The organism is uncultured Candidatus Puniceispirillum sp. (assembly GCF_963979125.1).
Lineage (GTDB): Bacteria > Pseudomonadota > Alphaproteobacteria > Puniceispirillales > Puniceispirillaceae > Puniceispirillum.
In genome coordinates, this window is record NZ_CAXBVX010000004.1 from 37,318 (window position 1) to 52,931 (window position 15,614).

At 47.9% G+C, this 15,614-nt stretch carries 17 protein-coding genes; 10 read left to right on the top strand and 7 right to left on the bottom strand.

The genetic code is table 11. The features are described 5' to 3' along the window. Positions 1 to 69: 69 nt before the first annotated feature. A complete protein-coding gene (locus tag ABNT28_RS01180) occupies positions 70 to 384 on the bottom strand; it encodes a 4a-hydroxytetrahydrobiopterin dehydratase (RefSeq protein WP_332924510.1) in 315 nt (104 codons plus the stop codon). A 114-nt stretch (positions 385 to 498) separates the two neighbouring features. Between ABNT28_RS01180 and ABNT28_RS01185 the strand changes: the two genes are divergently transcribed. Beyond that, positions 499 to 963, top strand: a complete 465-nt coding sequence (locus tag ABNT28_RS01185) for a flavodoxin family protein (RefSeq protein ID WP_348720872.1) — start codon at positions 499 to 501, stop codon at positions 961 to 963. A gap of 10 nt (positions 964 to 973) precedes the next feature. On the opposite strand, the gene ABNT28_RS01190 is transcribed toward ABNT28_RS01185, so the two are convergent. From ABNT28_RS01190 to ABNT28_RS01200, 3 genes are read right to left on the bottom strand one after another with little or no spacing between them, the layout of a single operon-like run. Then, positions 974 to 1,501 (bottom strand): copper chaperone PCu(A)C, encoded by a 528-nt coding sequence (locus ABNT28_RS01190; protein ID WP_348720873.1) that lies wholly within the window; start codon positions 1,499 to 1,501, stop codon positions 974 to 976. A gap of 24 nt (positions 1,502 to 1,525) precedes the next feature. After that, positions 1,526 to 2,677 (bottom strand): alpha-hydroxy acid oxidase, encoded by a 1,152-nt coding sequence (locus tag ABNT28_RS01195; protein WP_332924507.1) that lies wholly within the window; start codon positions 2,675 to 2,677, stop codon positions 1,526 to 1,528. Between the two features lie 53 nt (positions 2,678 to 2,730). After that, positions 2,731 to 3,120, bottom strand: a complete 390-nt coding sequence (locus ABNT28_RS01200) for a cytochrome c family protein (RefSeq protein WP_332924506.1) — start codon at positions 3,118 to 3,120, stop codon at positions 2,731 to 2,733. 219 nt (positions 3,121 to 3,339) lie between these two features. Here ABNT28_RS01200 and ccmE point away from each other — a divergent pair, with 219 nt between their 5' ends. Genes ccmE through ABNT28_RS01220 form a run of 4 tightly spaced genes read left to right on the top strand, consistent with a single transcriptional unit; the run spans position 3,340 to position 7,383 of the window. Next, positions 3,340 to 3,792 carry a cytochrome c maturation protein CcmE gene (gene ccmE / locus ABNT28_RS01205; RefSeq protein WP_332924505.1) on the top strand — a complete coding sequence of 151 codons (453 nt, stop codon included), beginning with the start codon at positions 3,340 to 3,342 and terminating at the stop codon, positions 3,790 to 3,792. Further along, complete coding sequence (locus tag ABNT28_RS01210) at positions 3,789 to 5,765, top strand: heme lyase CcmF/NrfE family subunit (protein WP_332924504.1); 1,977 nt, start codon at positions 3,789 to 3,791, stop codon at positions 5,763 to 5,765. The genes ccmE and ABNT28_RS01210 overlap by 4 nt, the downstream gene beginning before the upstream one ends. Continuing rightward, complete coding sequence (locus tag ABNT28_RS01215; RefSeq protein WP_332924503.1) at positions 5,762 to 6,298, top strand: DsbE family thiol:disulfide interchange protein; 537 nt, start codon at positions 5,762 to 5,764, stop codon at positions 6,296 to 6,298. Before ABNT28_RS01210 ends, ABNT28_RS01215 begins: the two co-directional genes overlap by 4 nt. Further along, complete coding sequence (locus tag ABNT28_RS01220) at positions 6,295 to 7,383, top strand: cytochrome c-type biogenesis protein CcmH (RefSeq protein ID WP_332924502.1); 1,089 nt, start codon at positions 6,295 to 6,297, stop codon at positions 7,381 to 7,383. The genes ABNT28_RS01215 and ABNT28_RS01220 overlap by 4 nt, the downstream gene beginning before the upstream one ends. Positions 7,384 to 7,385: 2 nt before the next feature. Here the strand turns inward: ABNT28_RS01220 and ABNT28_RS01225 are convergent, their stop codons facing one another. Then, complete coding sequence (locus ABNT28_RS01225; protein ID WP_348720874.1) at positions 7,386 to 8,420, bottom strand: DMT family transporter; 1,035 nt, start codon at positions 8,418 to 8,420, stop codon at positions 7,386 to 7,388. A gap of 248 nt (positions 8,421 to 8,668) precedes the next feature. On the opposite strand from ABNT28_RS01225, the gene ABNT28_RS01230 reads away from it, so the two are divergent. The 5 genes from ABNT28_RS01230 to ABNT28_RS01250 are packed head-to-tail and all read left to right on the top strand — an operon-like array spanning position 8,669 to position 13,856. Continuing rightward, positions 8,669 to 9,040 carry a GFA family protein gene (locus ABNT28_RS01230; protein ID WP_332924500.1) on the top strand — a complete coding sequence of 124 codons (372 nt, stop codon included), beginning with the start codon at positions 8,669 to 8,671 and terminating at the stop codon, positions 9,038 to 9,040. Between the two features lie 51 nt (positions 9,041 to 9,091). After that, complete coding sequence (locus ABNT28_RS01235; RefSeq protein WP_348720875.1) at positions 9,092 to 10,540, top strand: aldehyde dehydrogenase family protein; 1,449 nt, start codon at positions 9,092 to 9,094, stop codon at positions 10,538 to 10,540. A 2-nt stretch (positions 10,541 to 10,542) separates the two neighbouring features. Further along, the gene (locus ABNT28_RS01240) at positions 10,543 to 11,523 is read left to right on the top strand and encodes a membrane dipeptidase (RefSeq protein ID WP_332924498.1); all 981 of its coding nucleotides are present in this window, start codon (positions 10,543 to 10,545) and stop codon (positions 11,521 to 11,523) included. Positions 11,524 to 11,541: 18 nt separating this feature from the next. Further along, a complete protein-coding gene (locus ABNT28_RS01245; RefSeq protein WP_348720876.1) occupies positions 11,542 to 13,239 on the top strand; it encodes a hypothetical protein in 1,698 nt (565 codons plus the stop codon). A gap of 2 nt (positions 13,240 to 13,241) precedes the next feature. After that, positions 13,242 to 13,856, top strand: coding sequence for a DUF3726 domain-containing protein (locus ABNT28_RS01250; protein WP_332924496.1), 615 nt, complete (start codon positions 13,242 to 13,244; stop codon positions 13,854 to 13,856). Positions 13,857 to 13,863: 7 nt separating this feature from the next. Here the strand turns inward: ABNT28_RS01250 and ABNT28_RS01255 are convergent, their stop codons facing one another. Together ABNT28_RS01255 and ABNT28_RS01260 are read right to left on the bottom strand one after the other, a co-directional pair. Beyond that, positions 13,864 to 15,306, bottom strand: a complete 1,443-nt coding sequence (locus ABNT28_RS01255) for an aldehyde dehydrogenase family protein (RefSeq protein WP_348720878.1) — start codon at positions 15,304 to 15,306, stop codon at positions 13,864 to 13,866. Positions 15,307 to 15,454: 148 nt separating this feature from the next. Continuing rightward, positions 15,455 to 15,614: EamA family transporter (locus ABNT28_RS01260; RefSeq protein ID WP_332924519.1), on the bottom strand; the 160-nt coding region annotated here is incomplete at its 5' end.

Below are 15,614 nucleotides of genomic sequence, written 5' to 3' on the forward strand. Positions count from 1 at the left end.
CTGTTCCTATCAAATATGTTGATCCAGATTTTCCTGTTCGCTTTCATACTAAACAGGCACTATCCGTATCTATTTTATCGATGTGCTGTTGGCAAGTGCGTTGCACATTTCAGCTAATTTTACATCAAGATTGCTGATGCCACCTTCGGAATGCGTTGTCCATCTTAAATGAACTTTATTATAAACATTCGACCATTCAGGATGATGATCAGCCTTTTCAGCGGCCATTGCAACCCGCGTCATAAAGCCAAATGCAGCATTAAAGTCGGCAAATTTGAATGATTTTTCAAGGCCAATACCATCGTCACTTATCTGCCAGTCGCCAAGCGTATTCATTGCCATATGAATAGCGCTCTCATCTAATTTTTCAGCTTGCGGTGCCATGGATAGTCTTCCTTTCATGCGATAAAGGTTACATGATAGTCACTGGGTAGGGCTATGTGCCAGCGCAAAATGGCAAATCTGTTCATCAGGCTATTTCATGGGTATTATATAAAAATGTCAAAACAGCTTTTGATTATCGCCCATACGCCATCTGACAATACGGCTAGGTTGGCGCGTGCCGCGTTTAACGCCGCCAATGACTATGCGTCAGATGATCTTATGGTCAGGCTTTTATCGCCGTTTGATGTCCAAACCGAAGATGTCGTAAAGGCCGATGGCGTTATCATCGGCACAACAGAAAATATTGGTTACATGGCTGGCGCAACCAAGGATATGTTTGACCGTTGTTATAATGACTGGATCGACCTATGCGCTGGCAAACCAGTTGGGCTTTATATTCGTGCTGGTCTTGATGGTACCGCAACGACACATGCGGTAAACAGTATTTTCACAGGTTTAAGATGGCGAATCATTGCACCGCCTTTGGTGCTTCATGGCAACTGGGATTCCAAATTCATCACTGACGTCGCCGACCTATCTTTGGCTATGGCTGCCGGACTAGATGCTGGGATTTTTTAACCATCCTGAATTAATGCGCGTGTTTCTTTTTGGTTTTTGCATCACCAGACATGGCACTAATATCGGCTGGCTTTTTGACAATGGCATGCAACTTCTGAGCCCCTGCCTTTTCAAAAACCAGCGTAACCGACAGCATTTTTCCTGCTTCCAGCGTACCCTTTACACCTGTAAACATGAGATGCAGTCCCCCAGGCTTTAGCGCAACACTGCCATGCGCTGGCACCTCTACACCGCCCATGACATGCCGCATTTTTGCAACGCCATCAATATTGGTCATTTCATGGATCATGGATTTTTGCGCAAAATCAGCTTTCACACCCATAAGACGATCAGCGCTCATCCCGTGATTGGCAATCGTAAGATAACCTGCTGTTGCCGACATGCCGATAGCAGTCGCGCGTATCTCAATCTCACTGATTTTCAAGTTACCTGTTTGCATGTCTGCATTGGCGGCTTGAATGCCAAAAATCGAAATAGAAAACAGCACAAGGATTCTGTAAAACGGGCGCCACAGAAAAAAGACAGACAGGACAGGCATTCATTGACCTCTTATAATGGATATTCAGGAAAGATTTAGGGATTTAACATCGGCAATCGTTTCAAGCCCAAGCTGCGCCATAACATCACGGACTTCTTCAAGCAAAATATCGGCGGCATGATCGCCGCCTTTTTTGCCCAACGCGGCAACCGCATACATAAAGGCGCGGCCAATCATTACAAAATCAGCTCCCTTTGCAAACGCGCGAACAACGTCAAGGCCTGACTGAATACCGCTATCAACGATCAATGGCACATCATCGCCAACAACCGCACGAATACCAGCAAGCTGCGCAAGTGGTTGCGGTGCTGCATCAAGTTGCCTGCCCCCATGATTTGAAACCACCAGCCCATCAACACCCATTTTCACAGCGCGCGCCGCATCCTGACCATGCAAAATGCCTTTTAATATGAGCTTACCATCCCATTCGGCGCGTATATCGGCCAGATAATCCCAATCAAGCGAGCCATTTAACTGTTCACCGATAAATTTGGTTATCCCCATAGCACCATCATTCTTGGCATATGGCTCCATATTGCGGAATCGCGCGCCCCCATTGAGCAAAGTACGGATAGCCCATTCGGGGCGCATCATGCTTTGCCAAATAACCTGAGGGCTAAAACTCGAATTACCGCGGCTACCAAGTGGTGCGCCGGCGATACGCATGCGCTCACGGCGACTTGGTGATGGCACATCGGCTGTCAGAACAATATTTTTGACACCACATGCCCGGGCTCGCCTAAGAAGATCCTGCATCAATTTGGGGTCGCGCGGTGCATATAGCTGGAACCATGTCATATCGCCAGCCACTTTACTCACGCGCTCAACCGAGTCACTGGCAACGGTGCTAAGCGCATAAGGAAACCCGTTCCGCTTTGCGGTCGCGCCCAAAATCTGTTCTGCGCCTGGCCAGATCAACGAAGCAAGCCCAATCGGCGCAACACCGAATGGCGCCTTATATGTTTTGCCAAATAATGTGGTGCTAATATCAGCATCAATTCGGCCACGCAGAAATTGCGGGGTGAGTTGAATCGCGTCAAGATACGCACGATTACTATCCCGGGCCGCGTCATGCCCTGTGCCTGAATCCAGATAGGCAAAAACAAATTTAGGAATACGGCGCGATGCGACAGGGCGCATATCGCTTAGTCGCGGATATCGATTCATCAAGTCCATGAAAACCTCTGGAGCAAAAGCTCACCCAAAACTGAAGACACTCTTTTACCCTTTTATTTCGGGCTTTTCAAATAGGCGATCACATTTTCTATATCAGCTTCTTTCTTCAGGCCAGCAAACGCCATTTTTGTACCTTTGAGAAATTTTTTGGGGGCTTTCAAATAGGCGATTAATGTCGCTTCATCCCAAACAATTTGTGACTCACGCATCGCCTTGGAATATTTAAAGCCTTCTAATGAACCAGCTTTCCGGCCAATCACATCGACAAGATGAGGTCCGGTTTTATTCTTGTCCTTGTCGGCATAGTGACAGGCCTTACAGCGTTTAAAAACAGCTTCGCCTTTTGCCGCATCGCCAGCTATTACTGGTGCTCCCAAAAAGACACCTGAAACGATCAGACAAAAAGTGCATGCCAATGCAGATGTAAAGAGGGTTTTTCGCATGAAATCACCTTTTGGCTAACATATCGTTCACAAGTTCAGAGCGATAATAAAGCGTAATATAGGGGTTAAGTTTTACAATGCATTAGTTTAGGTTTCAACTATCAACAATAAACTGCGTTATCATGCCGCTATAGTGAACAGGTTGAATATCTTGCCAAAACCGCAGTTTAGGCATACCAATGCGCATATTCTTGAGACGGGATTGAATAGGGGCTAGTGATGGTGCCAAAACGCAAAAGATTGATAATTGTTGCGTCATACGCCGCGCTGTTTGGTGTTGTCGTCACACTTACGCTAACTGCGTTGCAAGACAACATCGTTTTTTTCTATACACCCGAAGAAATTGCAACGGCTGATCTACAAACTGGCCAGCCATTGCGCCTTGGTGGCATGGTCAAAGATGGCAGCCTCGATATTGATGGTCTGAAATCAAAATTTGTTGTCACTGATGGACAGCATGACATAGCTGTTCATTATGGTGACGCGTTGCCTAGCCTGTTTCGTGAAGGTCAAGGCGTTGTTGCCGAAGGGCAGATTGTCGATGGTGTTTTCATGGCAAATAATGTCCTTGCAAAGCATGACGAAAACTACATGCCTGCTGATGTCGCTGAAAAACTGAAAGATCAAGGCGTCTGGCAAGGTGCTGATGCCAAAACGGGTGGTGTGCAATGATTGCCGAAGCTGGTCATCTGTTTCTGATAATCGCCTTTGCATTATCGGTTTTGCAAATCTTCGTGCCTACATATGGCATCATCAATCAAAAGCCTGACATGCTTGCCGCAACCGCCACGATTGCGCTTTTTGCCAGTGGTTTTGTTTTCGCCGCTTTTCTGGCTCTTATGCACGGATTTGTTACTTCAGACTTTTCGATCGCATTGGTCGCTGAACATTCACATTCGTCAAAGCCGATGATCTATAAAATATCCGGCCTATGGGGCAATCACGAAGGTTCGTTGCTATTATGGATTTTAATCCTATGCCTGTTTGGAGCGGTTCTGGCAGCACGTTTCAAGACAATACCAGCGCGCTTTAAAGCGCGCATTCTTGGCGTTCAAGGCGTCATAGCCACCGCTTTTATCGCCTTTAGCCTCTTCACATCTAATCCGTTTGCGCGGCTTGCAAACGCGCCTTTGGATGGGCGCGGCCTTAATCCGGTTTTACAGGATCCTGGCCTCGCGATGCATCCGCCAATGCTCTATATCGGTTATGTCGGATTATCACTGGCCTTTGCTTTTGCCGTTGCCGGATTGATCGAAGGACATATTGATACTTTATGGGCACGATGGGTGCGCCCCTTTATTCTGGCCGCATGGTGCGCCTTAACACTTGGCATCGGCCTTGGAAGCTGGTGGGCCTATTATGAACTTGGCTGGGGTGGCTGGTGGTTCTGGGATCCGGTTGAAAATGCGTCGTTAATGCCGTGGTTGGTCGCCACAGCTTTGCTTCATTCTGTCCTGGTGCTTGAACGTCGGGGGGCATTAAAAAGCTGGACTGTTTTATTAGCCATACTGGCTTTTTCACTGTCGCTTCTGGGTACTTTTATTGTCCGGTCTGGTATTCTGGTTTCCGTGCATAGTTTTGCCAGCGATCCGTCGCGTGGTGTATTTATTTTGGCGATCTTGCTGGTGGCAATTGGCATACCATTGGCACTTTTTGCATGGCGCGGTCCAAAACTGACAAGTGCCGCAGACTTTGGCATCATCAGTCGCGAAGGCATGCTGATCGTAAACAATCTTTTGCTTGTTTCATCTGCCGTTGTGGTTCTGACAGGCACATTATATCCACTAGCTTACGAGCTTGCCAATGGCGGCAAAATTTCGGTTGGACCACCATATTTCATAGCAACTTTCAATCCCCTGCTGGCCCTGATGGCGATCGGTATGGCCATAGGGCCATTATTTGCATGGCGAAACCAGCCATTAGGGCGGCTAAGGCGTATATTCAGCTTCATGGCACTTGCCGCGCTGGTTGGCATGATTAGCTATGTCTTTGGTCAAAACCAGACAGGCGTTGCGGCAATTGCCGCGGCTGGCATAATCATCTGGCTTGTTGCGGGGATAATCGCCGACATAGCTGTTCGTGTGCAGCTATTCAAAGTCCCCGTTGCTCATAGCTGGCGTCGCTTTACAGGTCTGCCAGTTGCCACCCACGCTGTCACTGTGGCGCATTTTGGCTTTGCCTTATTCCTGTTTGGCGCGGTGGCTGATAGCTATCATAGAAGTGAAACGATCATCCGCGCAAAAGCGAACAGCGTGATAGCATTGCCTGATACTGTTATGGGGCAAGGTCGCTATGTTGAATTTGCTGGCGTTGAAGCGCGTGAAGGCCCTAACTACATCACCCAGACAGCCTTGCTTAGTCTGCATGACAAGAACGCTTTGAAACTTGGTACTTTGACACCAGAAATACGGCGTTTCCCTGTCGAACAGCAAACCACATCTGAAGCCGCGATACGAAGTCGGCTTTCAGGTGATCTTTATGCTGTGCTTGGCGATGGCAACCAAACGATTGGCTGGACTTTGCGTATCTATCAAAATCCCTTCATCGGGTTTATCTGGATTGGCGCTATTGTGATGGCTTTTGGCGGCGGCCTCGCGATGGTTGGTGGGCGTCGCCACAAAACAACAAATGATACCACGTCATGAACAGGGCAACCTTCATCATTCCCCTATTTGGATTTTTGGTGATTGCGCTGATCGCAGGCTGGGCATTATTTGGTATGCTGGACGGACAGCGTTCGGATAATCAGCTTCCCTCAGCCTTGCTTAATAAACCAGCGCCTTCGACCATTCTACCTGATCTGGATAGCCAACAAATCGACCTTAGCCAATTTAAAGGCCACCCCATTTTGGTGAATTATTTTGCTTCATGGTGCGCGCCATGCCGCGCCGAGGCACCTGCCCTTGCGCTTTTATCCAAACGTATCAAAATTGTTGGCATTGCCTATAAAGACCGTCATGAGGACACACAGAAATTCCTGACCGAATATGGCAATCCATTTGGCGCTGTTTTGGTGGATAAAGATGGTATGGCAGCGATCAGTTGGGGGGTGTATGGCGTACCGGAAACCTTTGTTCTGGATAGTAGCGGTACGGTTTTATTGCGTCATGCAGGGCCAATCACCCGTAAGGTACTGGAACAGGATATTGAAGAGGTTCTAGAGGACCTAAAACTATGACTCGCCTCCTTTCAACGCGGCTGTATCTTATTACATTGGTGCTTTTGATTAGCGCTATTGCTGTTCATTTTACCCCACATCAACAGCAGGCCATGGCGATCACCGCCGAAGAAAAGCTGGATGATCCAGCTATGGAAGCGCGCGCGCGTAATATCGGGCGCGAATTACGCTGCCTTGTATGCCAAAACCAGTCGATTGATGATTCAGACGCCGAACTGGCTGTTGATCTACGTAAACTTGTCCGTGAACGGCTTGTGATCGGCGATAGTGATGATGAAATTATTGCTTTTGTTCGTGAACGTTACGGTGATTTTGTTTTGTTTAAACCGCCTGTATCATCTTCGACTTGGCTTTTATGGGGCGCGCCAATCATAGCCCTTGGTTTCGGTGTGCTGATTATTATAACAGCACGGCGCAAGATACAGCCTGACGTTACGGACATATCCATTTCAAACAAAACTGAGACATTAGACGTTGCTAACGCAAAATCTTCTGACCGCTTTTATCCAATGAAATTAATCATGGGCGCTGGCACCATTGCGCTTGTTCTTGGTGTCTATGCCATACTTGGACGTCCGGATCTGCCAGATCAGCCTCTAGCCGCCAGGCAAACTGATATTGCCGCGGAACGTGCCAACCTAAAGCAAATACGCGCTGCCACGATCACGGCGTTTCAAAAGGCACAAGAGGCAACACAGACCAACCCCGATGATATACGTAGCTGGCTTGATCTGGCAGATAAGGCCAGCTTGCTGAATGACTTTGAAACTGAACTATTTGCGCTGGGCATGGCCCTGAAAATGGCACCTGACTCGACACCACTTATGGCGATGCAAGCCGAAGCTATGGTGCGCGCCGCAGAAGGTCAGGTCACCATACCGGTGCGTGAACGTCTGGCCACCATTCTGGAACGTGATCCAACGCAAGCACGCGCATTGTTTTTGTCGGGTCTTGCCGCCTATCAAGATGGCCGCAAAGACCTTGCCCTTAGGGTATGGCAACAACTTCTTGAAAGCTTGCCTGAGGATGCCCCTGCTTTACCAATGCTAAAAGCGCAGATTGCCGCTATTCAAGCGGAAATGTGACATCATTTATCGCTATCGTCTTTGTTGATGCCATCGGTATCTTCTTCATCAAAATCGAAATTCTGCGATGCCGCCGCTGCGGCGGGCATAGGTGAAGATAACGTCACATCAACATCACGCGCTCTTTCCCTAAACACCATATATAGGCCACCAACCAGAATCAAAAACATGCCGATCCATGCGCTTGTTTCAGGCCATTCATCCCAAATTAACATGCCCCAGAAAATACCTGACGGGATCGCCACATATTCAAACGGCGCAATAACCGACGCTTCCAGAACACGATAAGCATGTGCTGACGTTACAGAAAGAAGTAACACCGAAATGCCGCAAATCAGAATGAACAGATAATCCATCAAGGATGCTGTAGCCGGAACGCGCAGCAGAAAATCAATAGTGGGGTTATCACTATCCGGGCGCTGCGTAAATATATTCATTATGACAAGCAAGCCGCCGACAACCAGATAACAAATTTGCTGAACTGATACCATTGTGGCCAGATCACCCATCCCGCTTAGACGCCGCGTCCATATCTGGCACATCGCATAACTAAAGGCTGACAGCACAACCAATAATGTTTCTGGTCGAAACTCATCCCCACCGGGCTGAATAATAACGATCATACCCACAAGCCCAATCGAAACAGCAATGGCACGATGAATACCTATGGTTTCACCAAGAAATGGCACCGAAAGCAGCGTGATAAAAAGAGGGGATACAAAAAAGATCGAAATGGCTATGGCTAGGGGCAAACTACCAAGCGCGGCAAAAAAGCTAATCATAGCTACCACAATGCACATGCCACGACCAACAAACAGCCAAAACACCTGTGCTGGCAATGTGAACATTTTGGATATGCCACGGCTGAAAAGCATCACAATGATAATTGAAAATATCGCCCGCACAAACATGATTTGGCCAAGCGATAGATATGCACTCATTAGCTTTATAAGTGCATCATTTATCGGAATGATGGTCATCCCGAAGGCAAATAGCGCAAGCACAATAACGGGCTTATGAAAACTATCTTGCCACATATTTCAAACCTTTCCACATGCGGATCAACTTCAGATCATGTGTCTATTTATGTCCTTTATCAGCAATTTCAAACATGCAAAAGCACCAAAATACGCTTAAACCCAACATTCGATAATCAGCATATCTGGCAGTTAAGAATTCAGATTGATATATAGCATTTCTTGAGGCAGTCTTAGGCATGTGCATCATGGCAACACATCTAACCAAATATGATGCCATCTTAGATAACCAATAATAAGGTGCCTTAATGACAGTTCTCAAAGGTTCATGCCATTGTGGTAACGTTCAATTCGAAGTACATACCGAACTTCGTGACGTCGTAAAATGCAACTGCTCGCTTTGTAGCCGCAAAAATGCGCTTATGGCTCAGGCAGAACCAGAAGAATTTGTCATTGTTGCAGGTGAAGACAGCCTGGGGCTTTATCAATGGAATACAAAGGCGGCACGGCATTATTTCTGCACGAATTGTGGTATTTACACGCATCATTGGCGACGAAGCAAACCTTGCTTTGCCTATAATATTGCCTGTATTGAAGGGGTGGATAAAGATAGTATCACCGACTATACACAAGTTGATGGACGTACCTTTTCAGTTACCAAAGATCACAACAACACCTAGTTAGGTGTATATTTTAAATCCCAGAATTCAGCAAAGGCGTGGAACATAGGCATGGCGTTACAGAAAAATTTTATTGCAGGCGAATGGCTCGAAGGCGATAGCAGCATCGAGAACCGCAATCCGTCTGACCTTAGCGATCTAATCGGCACATATGCACAGGCAAGTCAGGCACAATTGGACACGGCTTTTGAAGCGGCAACAGCCGCTCAAAAAATATGGGCAAACACCGGTCTTGAAGCGCGCCAAACCGCGCTTATGAATATTGGCAATGAATTGATGGCACGCAGTGCCGAGCTTGGCACCTTATTAAGTCGTGAAGAGGGGAAACCTCTAGCCGAAGGTAAAGGCGAAGTTTACCGCGCTGGCCAATTCTTTACCTATTACGCCGCAGAAACATTAAGGCAAATGGGCGATACCGCTGACTCTGTGCGCCCCAATATTGAAATTGATGTGCGGCGTGAGCCGGTTGGCGTGGTTGCTATCATCAGCCCATGGAATTTTCCTACGGCAACCGCTGTCTGGAAAATCGCGCCCGCGCTGGCATTTGGAAATGCCGTTATCTGGAAACCAGCTAATTTGGTGCCTGCTTCAGCTGTTGCACTAGCCGACATCATTGCACGTCAGGACTTACCCAAAGGCCTATTCAATCTTGTAATGGGGCCAGGTGGTAGCATTGGACAGGCACTTGTTGAAAGCTCTGCGATTAATGCCATCAGCTTTACTGGTTCAGTTGATGTTGGCAAACAAATCGCCACATCGGCAATAGGCAACCTGACCAAAATCCAGATGGAAATGGGATCAAAAAATGCATTGGCAGTCATGGAAGATGGCGATCTTGATCTGGCTGTCACCTGTGCGCTTGGCGGAGCATTTGGAGGCACTGGCCAGAAATGCACGGCCTCGTCTCGCTTGATAGTGCATGAAAATATTCATGACGAATTTGTTGAAAAACTGTCAAACGCTACCAAATCTATGATCGTCGATCATGCGCTCAAAGACGGTACCCAGTTGGGGCCAGTGGTAAGTGAAACACAGTTAAACGAAAACATGGCATATATTGATCTGGCCAAAAGCGAAGGTGGCGATATTTTGTGTGGTGGTGAACACGTAACGCGTGAAACCGAAGGCTTTTACATGACGCCGGCTTTGGTTGCCAACACCAGCAATGACTGGCGTATCAATCGTGAAGAAATGTTTGCGCCTATCGCTTGTGTTATCAAGGCTGGTTCATATGACGAAGCGCTTCATCTTGTAAATGATACGCATTTTGGCCTGACCTCGGGAATCATCACAAAGTCACTTGCCCGCGCCACGCATTTCCGTCGTAACGCCCGTACCGGATGTGTCATGGTCAACCTAGCCACAGCTGGTACCGATTATCATGTGCCGTTTGGTGGCCGCGGTGACAGCTCATATGGTCCCCGCGAACAAGGTGGTTATGCGGAAGAATTCTACACCACTGTAAAAACATCCTATATTTCATCGGGAACGCCGGAATAATCATGCATCTGATCGATAATTTACAATATGCCAATTGGTCTGAAAAAATATTCTGCCAAATGCGTGAAGGCAATGTCGATGCGGTTCATGTAACCATTGCCTATCATGAAAATTTTCGTGAGATGGTTGCCAATGTCGAAAAATGGAATCTCTGGTTTGAACGATTTCCAGAACTGATTTTTCATGGAAAAACAGGCGATGATGTCAGGCGCGCAAAAACCGAAAACCGTACTGCCATTTTTTTCGGCTTTCAAAATCCCTCACCCATCGAAGACGATATTGGGCTAGTAGAAATATGCCATATGCTTGGTGCGCGGTTTATGCAGCTGACCTATAACAACCAATCGCTGCTGGCTACCGGCTGTTATGAAGATGAAGATACCGGTATCACGCGAATGGGACGGCAAGTTATTAAGGAAATGAACCGTGTTGGTCTGGTCGTTGATATGAGCCATTCAGCTGAGCGTTCGACACTTGAAGCCATCGCCATATCCGAGCGCCCAATAGCCATCACACATGCCAATCCTAATTTCTGGCATCCAGCCAAGCGCAACAAGTCTGACGATATATTAAAAGCACTAGGCGCGTCTGGTGGCATGCTTGGATTTTCACTTTATCCGCATCATTTAAAAGATAAATCAAATTGCACATTGGATAGCTTTTGCGACATGATCGCGCGCACAGCCGATTTAATGGGTATCGATAATATCGGCCTTGGCTCTGATCTATGTCAGGATCAGCCTGACTCTGTTGTCGAATGGATGCGCGTTGGTCGCTGGACAAAAGACATCGACTATGGCGAAGGATCAGCCGCCCATGCAGGGTTTCCCCCTATGCCAGACTGGTTTGAAGATAATCGGCATTTTGGTAATATTGAAGCAGGTTTGCTGGCGCGTGGCTTTTCGACGACAGAAACTGCCGCTATTATGGGAGAGAATTGGTTGCGGTTTTACGATAACAATTTCGGTGTATTAGGTGTTTAAGATATAGCAGGTATATGTATGGAAAAGACTGTCACAGCACATAATCAGGCACATCTATCGCTTCGGGCGGGCAATGATGTGATGCGCCTTGCGCGTATGGGGTCTTTCCACCAAAGCAGGCTCAGCTTCATGCGGGTGTTACTGCGGCGCCTCAAAAGCGAAAACTGGACATTCAAACGCCCTGTCTGGAAAATCGATGCGAATGGCGTCGGGGTTGCCACATATACCGCCATTGGCCCTCACAGAACCTATACGCTGGTTGCGTTTGCGCATGATCTGCCTGATGAACTGCGCTCTGACCGTGTTATTGCCGAAGCATGGGACGCTACATTCAGCTTGCATGACGGCGACGTTAGGCAGGCTGATATTGAACGGCTAAAAAACAATGTGCCATTACAAGAAGCTGGTCGTATTTCAGATGGTGAATTTGTTCTGTCACGTGCAAACAAGTCGGTTAGATTGTTCGACTATGTGCGCAACTGTCTGGCCACTGGCATCCAGCCGGATCTGGCCAAGATTGAACCTATTGGTTATCTGATGCGTACAAGCGCTGTTTATGGATCAGGAAAATTTGGTGCCGCAGACCGAAACGCATGGGCGGATCGGCCTGAATTTGCCGGCTCATTTCAACCTGAATTGCTGGCTGTATGGTTAATACGCGCCTTTACCATAGACATGGTTGAACATATGGCCAAAATACAAGCGCCAGACACCGCCGTGACGCTTGCGCCTGATATTCGCCGCCGCATTGGTGTTGGCAATTCGACAGGCCTTGGCATGGCGCCATTCCTCATCAATCACCCTGCTCTTATTCATGCGTGGATCAATGCACGCGAAACAGCATTAGGGCGAGTTCGAGCCATAGTAAAAACCGAAACTCAAACACTGGCTTATTTTCTGTCGCTTGTGAAACGTGCGGCAATCAATGCCGAAGCATGGCAAGTTGAGCATCCATACCAAAAATCAAAAACCGAAGGGTTGCGCGCAGATTTGGCCAGCCTTTCAACATATATGGAAAATTTTGACGCGCATCAGCCTTGTCCGTGGGACGCACTATATCGCTGGGGGCGTGATAATCTGACGATAGAGGGGCAGGAACAGCTTGTATCCCTCCTCATTGAACCTTTTGGTGACCTTGTCGATGATCTTGCCTACACAATGTCTGCTGATGAAACAACGCGTCATATCATTGATGGCACCCAATCCATAGCGGCACTACGTAAACAGATCACAGCGCAATATGGCTGGGCACATTCACTTGATTTTAGCCAAAAAGCCGAACAGGCTCGCGGCTGGTATGTATCAGAAGAAAAGCTGGAACCACGCCTTGGCGAACGGTTTGAAGAGCCAATAGCCCCCTATGAACAACCACTTGCGCCTGGACGTGATGCAATCGCATGCTATGAGGCCATAAAAGACTGGGATGATAATGACACGGTTGCCCGGTTTTTAATGGCACATCCTGAACATCGGCATATCGTGCGCCGCGCACAATTTACCAATGGTCTCGATTACGCTGAAATCCGCGACAATACAATCGCTGCCGACATGATGCCGATTGATCTTTTGCGATGTAAATTGTCATTTTTTGGTGCCACAAAATTTGATCCGCGATCAGATCGGTGGTTGCGCATCACCATGTATCAAGGCGCCCCCTTCCCCGACGAATTGGCAAATCTGGATCCTGATGATCTGGTTTATCCACCGTTGCAATAGACATGACAGATGTCAGTTGGTCTCTTGGTGAAACTGGTGCCCTTGCTCTAAAGGCGGCGCGTGGGGCTGGCATGTCCTGGGGGTTTGCCGAAGAGGCCAGTCATGCTGTTATCTGGTTGGCGCATCGTGGCGCACCTGGCGTTGCCTCATTATGCCGGCATCTTAACTGGTACAACACGGATGCTTCGGGCAAAGCAGAAAACTGCCCAATTACCATTGGGGCAGCAATCTCAGATGGTGCAATCGCTTTGCCAAACGATCTTGGCATCATACGCGAACCATTGCTACTTGTGCCCTTTATATCCGCCTGTGCAAGTCAAAACGGATACGTATTACATATTGATACGCTCACGATAGATATAAGCACAAATGGCTTTTCAAGTGACGTTATCAATACCGCGCTTTTGATTGAAAGTGCCACATGCCGCATTAGCCCGGGTACGCTTTCCACCGAAACCATTGCACAGCATAAAACATCTGCATCACTTAACCGCATTCCCGCCACGGCATCCGCCTGTATCAAGACTTTTGAGGCTTTTGCCCATCACACATACGCGCCATCGACTGAACAGTCACGCCTTGCGGGGGCTGGTTCGGGTCTAAGTGATAACGATTAAGCGCCTATCAGGCGTCAACAATGCCGCTGATCGTTTTGACTTCAAGAAATTCTTCAATACCCATCGCACCGCCTTCACGGCCAACGCCTGATTGCTTGAATCCACCAAAGGGACTTCCTGAGGCACGCGATGCACCATTCACCTGAACCATGCCTGCACGTAGCTGGCGCGCGACACGATGCGCGCGTTCACTGTCACCTGTTTGCAAATAGGCTGATAGTCCGAATGGCGTATCATTAGCGACCGAGATAGCTTCTTCTTCGGTGTCGAATGGCATAATTGCCAGAACGGGGCCAAAAATTTCTTCGCGCATGATTGTCATGTCATTGTTTGTATCGGCAAAAACGGTCGGCTTGACGAAATAACCGCGATTTAAACCGTCAGGACGTCCCGTGCCACCAGCAACCAGACGCGCCCCTTCATCAATGCCTTGCTGAATCAAATCCTGCACCTTGTTGAATTGTGCCTCAGAAACCAAAGGGCCAATATGCGAGCCTTCTTTGGAAGGCATATCCACCTTGGTTTCATTCGCTACTTTTGCCGCAACCTCAACAGCTTGGTCATAGGCGCTTCGCTCGACAAGCATCCGCGTTGCCGCATTGCATGATTGTCCGGTATTATTAAAACAGAATTTTGTTCCACGTGTCACCGCGGCTTCAATATCGCAATCATCAAAAATCAGATTTGGCGATTTACCACCAAGTTCCAAGGATACATTCTTGACACTGTCAGCCGCCGCTTTGGTGATCAGAATGCCCGCGCGCGTAGAACCAGTAAAAGATACAACATCAATATCTGGATGTGATGACATGATTGATCCAGCGCCCACACCATCACCATTGATCATGTTGAATACACCAGCAGGCAAGCCAGCTTCATGTATCATTTCGGCAAACAGCATACCTGACATTGGTGCAATTTCAGACGGCTTTAACACCATTGTGCATCCAGCCGCGATTGCTGCTCCTACTTTCAATGCAACTTGATTCATAGGCCAATTCCATGGCGTGATAAGCGCGGCTACGCCAGCTGGCTCATAGGCCAGATCCTGACCGGCAGTTCCAGGTCGCAACGGACGTACCCATTCAAAAGCCGCCAGCGTCCGGATAAACGCTTTCAGATGTGATGACCCTGAACTTGCCTGCTCGGAAATCGCCAGATTGATAGGCGCGCCCATTTCCTCAGAAATAACTTGAGCCATTTCAAGCTCACGCGACTGATATACCTCTAGAATTTTTTTCAAATAATCCAGACGCTCTTCTGGCGAGGTCATAGACCATGACGGAAATGCGCGTTTTGCCGCGGCAATCGCTGACTCGGTATCCGCCTTGCCTGCAAGCGTAATTGACGCATATTCCTCTTCGGTTGCCGGATTGATAACCGGAATTACGTTACCATCACGGCTCTTAACCCACGCGCCATCAATATATAATTCGGTTTTATCAATCATACTGTCATTCCTGTCATCAGCACATACACTCTAAATGCCACCTGTTTAGGCAGACCCGCATTAGAGATTAAGTCTATGTTTGAAAGAGTTGTTCTATAAACGCATAATGTCAAGAAACATGGCGGCAAAATCTTGTCAAGTCAGGTCTTTATTGTAGTAGGGCTTTCTTGCCTCTTTCTGCCATGTAGATACCGCCAAGAACGAATGCAAGAGACAAAATATGATAAAAATGCATGACCTCGCCCAGAATCATAACCGCAAATAGTGCCGCAAATACCGGAACCAGATTTACATATAGTCCAGCACGA

Coding starts and splice junctions, on each gene's coding strand:
- ABNT28_RS01180 (WP_332924510.1), bottom strand. CDS start 384: ATGGCACCGCAAGCTGAAAAATTAGATGAGAGCGCTATTCATATGGCA.
- ABNT28_RS01185 (WP_348720872.1), top strand. CDS start 499: ATGTCAAAACAGCTTTTGATTATCGCCCATACGCCATCTGACAATACG.
- ABNT28_RS01190 (WP_348720873.1), bottom strand. CDS start 1,501: ATGCCTGTCCTGTCTGTCTTTTTTCTGTGGCGCCCGTTTTACAGAATC.
- ABNT28_RS01195 (WP_332924507.1), bottom strand. CDS start 2,677: ATGGACTTGATGAATCGATATCCGCGACTAAGCGATATGCGCCCTGTC.
- ABNT28_RS01200 (WP_332924506.1), bottom strand. CDS start 3,120: ATGCGAAAAACCCTCTTTACATCTGCATTGGCATGCACTTTTTGTCTG.
- ccmE (WP_332924505.1), top strand. CDS start 3,340: ATGGTGCCAAAACGCAAAAGATTGATAATTGTTGCGTCATACGCCGCG.
- ABNT28_RS01210 (WP_332924504.1), top strand. CDS start 3,789: ATGATTGCCGAAGCTGGTCATCTGTTTCTGATAATCGCCTTTGCATTA.
- ABNT28_RS01215 (WP_332924503.1), top strand. CDS start 5,762: ATGAACAGGGCAACCTTCATCATTCCCCTATTTGGATTTTTGGTGATT.
- ABNT28_RS01220 (WP_332924502.1), top strand. CDS start 6,295: ATGACTCGCCTCCTTTCAACGCGGCTGTATCTTATTACATTGGTGCTT.
- ABNT28_RS01225 (WP_348720874.1), bottom strand. CDS start 8,420: ATGTGGCAAGATAGTTTTCATAAGCCCGTTATTGTGCTTGCGCTATTT.
- ABNT28_RS01230 (WP_332924500.1), top strand. CDS start 8,669: ATGACAGTTCTCAAAGGTTCATGCCATTGTGGTAACGTTCAATTCGAA.
- ABNT28_RS01235 (WP_348720875.1), top strand. CDS start 9,092: ATGGCGTTACAGAAAAATTTTATTGCAGGCGAATGGCTCGAAGGCGAT.
- ABNT28_RS01240 (WP_332924498.1), top strand. CDS start 10,543: ATGCATCTGATCGATAATTTACAATATGCCAATTGGTCTGAAAAAATA.
- ABNT28_RS01245 (WP_348720876.1), top strand. CDS start 11,542: ATGGAAAAGACTGTCACAGCACATAATCAGGCACATCTATCGCTTCGG.
- ABNT28_RS01250 (WP_332924496.1), top strand. CDS start 13,242: ATGACAGATGTCAGTTGGTCTCTTGGTGAAACTGGTGCCCTTGCTCTA.
- ABNT28_RS01255 (WP_348720878.1), bottom strand. CDS start 15,306: ATGATTGATAAAACCGAATTATATATTGATGGCGCGTGGGTTAAGAGC.